This is a genomic window from Moorena sp. SIO2C4, from assembly GCF_010672485.1.
Taxonomy (GTDB): Bacteria; Cyanobacteriota; Cyanobacteriia; order Cyanobacteriales; family Coleofasciculaceae; genus Moorena; species Moorena producens.
This window is the reverse complement of the sequence record NZ_JAAHGN010000856.1, coordinates 1-3,379: the sequence shown is the minus strand read 5'-3', so window position 1 is coordinate 3,379 and position 3,379 is coordinate 1. Positions and strand designations below refer to the sequence as shown.

General features: G+C 41.8%; 5 protein-coding genes and 2 pseudogenes. 2 read left to right on the top strand and 5 right to left on the bottom strand.

Annotation, left to right across the window (positions count from 1 at the left end):
- Both F6K20_RS30355 and F6K20_RS30350 read right to left on the bottom strand, forming a co-directional pair.
- Positions 1-126, bottom strand: a pseudogene (locus F6K20_RS30355) (cupin domain-containing protein); the annotation flags it as partial.
- A complete protein-coding gene (locus tag F6K20_RS30350) occupies positions 125-400 on the bottom strand; it encodes a hypothetical protein (RefSeq protein ID WP_287297188.1) in 276 nt (91 codons plus the stop codon). The pseudogene F6K20_RS30355 and the gene F6K20_RS30350, both read right to left, overlap by 2 nt.
- A 282-nt stretch (positions 401-682) precedes the next feature.
- Between F6K20_RS30350 and F6K20_RS30345 the strand changes: the two genes are divergently transcribed.
- Positions 683-832, top strand: a complete 150-nt coding sequence (locus tag F6K20_RS30345; protein WP_154659713.1) for a hypothetical protein — start codon at positions 683-685, stop codon at positions 830-832.
- 134 nt (positions 833-966) lie between these two features.
- The gene (locus F6K20_RS30340; protein ID WP_008181428.1) at positions 967-1,122 is read left to right on the top strand and encodes a hypothetical protein; all 156 of its coding nucleotides are present in this window, start codon (positions 967-969) and stop codon (positions 1,120-1,122) included.
- Between the two features lie 342 nt (positions 1,123-1,464).
- Here F6K20_RS30340 and F6K20_RS30335 read toward each other — a convergent pair whose 3' ends face one another.
- The 3 genes and pseudogenes from F6K20_RS30335 to F6K20_RS30325 all read right to left on the bottom strand — a co-directional run.
- The gene (locus F6K20_RS30335) at positions 1,465-2,289 is read right to left on the bottom strand and encodes a calcium-binding protein (RefSeq protein ID WP_287297186.1); all 825 of its coding nucleotides are present in this window, start codon (positions 2,287-2,289) and stop codon (positions 1,465-1,467) included.
- A 504-nt stretch (positions 2,290-2,793) separates the two neighbouring features.
- Positions 2,794-3,057 (bottom strand): hypothetical protein, encoded by a 264-nt coding sequence (locus tag F6K20_RS30330; RefSeq protein ID WP_287297185.1) that lies wholly within the window; start codon positions 3,055-3,057, stop codon positions 2,794-2,796.
- A gap of 207 nt (positions 3,058-3,264) precedes the next feature.
- A pseudogene (locus F6K20_RS30325) lies at positions 3,265-3,379 on the bottom strand (tyrosine-type recombinase/integrase); the annotation flags it as partial.

Sequence of the window (3,379 nt, the reverse complement as noted above, 5' to 3'; positions counted from 1 at the left end):
AAATTGATAGTGTTTTCTAACATTAGAAATAATCTTCCAGGTGCAAGACATTCCAGCTGGGAAAGTGACCAAATCTCCTTTGGCAATTTGAACTGGTTCACCACCATCTGGCGTGACAACTACTTCATCTAGTATTAAACCAGCCATTAACAGTGTGAGCGGAACAAGAGCAGATCAAAGCTAGATCTTCCTGGGTTAAGTCCCACTTTTGGTAAAAACGCTGCGGTGTCATGCCCAATTGGTAGTAACTGTACAGTCGAATCAAGATTTGCTCCCGTTCCGTGATCGAATAGGGATACAAATTTTCCTGCCTTGGCTCCCTCTGTTGTCCAAGCTGCTCAAGACGCTCCATCGCTTCGTGATAATCGATGGGATGATGAATAAATCGCTTTTTTGCCATTATGATAGAGTTACCTAAACTGTAGTTTGGTAGAGAGCCGCGCTTGTGCCCGCTCAAGCAAGAAGCGCGGCTCTTTTAGCCATGATTATATTATAAATAGTGGCTATGGTTGTTGTCAAGTGGAAATTCAAAAAAATCGAGATAAATTTTAGATATTGTAATAATTAGTTACATTTAAAAAGTTAGAATGGTAAATAATTTAGCTAATAGCAACATAAGGATAGTTTAAGACGTTGAATACTTATACTTTGGGGAAAACAAGGCAGAGGGCAGAAGGCAGAAGTGAATTCAACCTTGGCCTATTGGCCACGCTACGCCGAACAACCTTCAACAACCTTGGCCAATAGGCCACGCTACGCGAACAACCTTTCAGATAAACTAGAAGCAGCTTGTAAAGAACAGGTAGGAGTTCCTCTCCTACCACGGTTGTGATGGGAGTGAGCACCATTCACTCCCATCACACTATCTGTTTCTGGTAACGTCATGAGCTTTACTGGGTAATGTCATAAGCGTTATTTAAACATTACACTATAAACGCATCCATGACAAGGCCAAAAATAAAAAATATGAGCCTCAAACTTCCAGAGCATGAATTTGAGGCACTAGAGGAGTATTGTAAACAGTATCACAGGGGTAAAACAGAACTGATCAGGGAATTTATCCGGTCTCTACCCACTTACAAGACTCCAACAACAGAAGAACCACTACCCGATAATGACTAAGACATTACCAACGGGATGAGCTGGGCATGTAGAGATGGGGTTTGGGTTTGCGATCGCAGCTGTACCTGAACAAGAAACCCAGGGAATGTAGAGATGAGGAAAGGGTGTGCGATTGGCCTTTAGGCCACGCTACGCGAACGCAGCCATCAAAAAGACAGATCCAACCGCCGGGCTAGTCATTACAAAAAAAAAGACCCATCATCGGGTCTAGAAACAATGTAGTTGGAAGTGCATCAGACTATTGAGCTTCCAGAAAAGATTTGTGAATAAGGTCTATTTTTGGTTTTTCCCCATACATAAATGAAGAGCAACTACCAAATACGTGAAGCTGACAATAACAAATTAGATGAAGAAATTAGGATTATCGATTTGGCTAGCCTGAACTCCAACTACAACTGCTAGAAGGTCATCGTCACTAAATATTTCAACTCCTTGGCTAGTATCAGAGAAGTCCAAGCTCCCAAAATCTAAGCCTGATTCTAACTCAAATTTAGCTTGACTAAGATCAAAGTTATAGATAGTATCATACCCATCCCCTGTACTTAAAAAGACTTCAGCAGCACCTGTTCCTAAAAAGACTTGGTCTAGACCTTGACCACTAGAAATTGTATCGTCTCCACCATTGGCGAAAATAATATCATCGCCATCCCCAACGTTAAAAATCTCACTGTCAGAAGAGCCAGTTAAAGTGTTATTTCCACCAAGACTAGCAAGGACATCATTGCCACCATTGCCATTTAGTAGGTCATCACCATTATTGCTAACAATTGTATCAGCCTGGGAACCACCATTAAGCACGTCATCACCATTCCCACCATTAATGATGTCATTGCCACCGTTGCCATTAAGCTGGTTATTACCAAGGCTTTCACCCGGCACCGCTAAGACTTCGTTACCAGAGCTACCATTGATTTGGTTATTGCCATCACCACCAAAAAGATGATCATTCCCACCATTGCCATTAAGCTGGTCATCACCATCATTACCTTCGATGATATCCATGCCAGAGCCACCATTGATTTGGTCATTGCCAGCACCACCTAAAAGAGTATCATTGCCACCATTGCCATTAATTTGGTCATCACCATCATTACCGAAGATGAGATCATCACCAGGAGTACCCTGAATAAAATCATCCCCTGGTGTTCCATTTATCGTTGTAATCATGTTTATATTCCTTGATAGTAAATACTATCCTTGATAACTAAAAATAATTATCTATCAAAAAAAATATTGTGTAAATACTGATCAGAGAAATTCAGTAATTTGTATTATTAACCACGGATTATTGACTGTTAAATTGCTTAAATCATACACAAATTAACAATTTTTTTGACTATACAAGCGTTTGTCAGTTATTATAATTGTGTCTAACAATTAGACTTTAATGAGAGAATAAACATCCAAGTATTAGTGGTCAGATAGTGTTACTGACTCCGATCATTTTCAACTTATTAGGCAAAGACAGCACTACCACAAACATGCCCTTGCCCTAGAATTAACCACCATCCCTAACATCAAGAGTAATCTCAGCAGTGATCACCCGGTCTGTCTGAGAAAGAATCTTCACCCGCCTAACCCGACCAGCATAGGGCGTTCGGGTAGCGTCTCCCTAGGAGAATCGCACAATACTCAATTCCGCCAGCTCCTTTTCCACCTCCTGAGACTGCTTCACCAAAGATGCCAGTGGTACTGTTGCCGTTGCAGATTAGTTTGATAAGTCATCATTTTCAGAGAATGCTGGTAAATCTGTTGTTGGTAACGAGTTTTCGCAGCATTTAACCGAGCTATAGCAGATTGAATCGAAATCTGAGCCTTAATCCGTTTTTCCTGTAACCGTTGTCGTTTCTGGATTTTGTCTTGGTCGTGGATGATATTGAGATAATCCATCTTGAACCGCAGTGGTGGAGCTGATTCAATTTCCCTTTCCACCAACGCTAAATCATTCCGAGCCTTCGCGATGGGCTTTGCCGCGCCAAAGGCGATCGCAGCCTCCTCTTGACTAAACTATTTCCGATAATTTAAGCATACTATTAGACCAAAGTTGAGTCTCATGGAATTAGAGCAAGTATCTTAGAATCAGAACTATCGATTAGCTCACTTTCCGCTTTCCGCGATCGCAGGTTATCCAACCCCCTCGGACTAAAACCCCAATTTCTGCACCGCCCTACGCTTAACCTCCTCACCCCGCCGGTCATACTTAGCCGTAGTGACAGGAGAAGCATGGCCAGCTAACTTCTGTACCGTCACAATATCA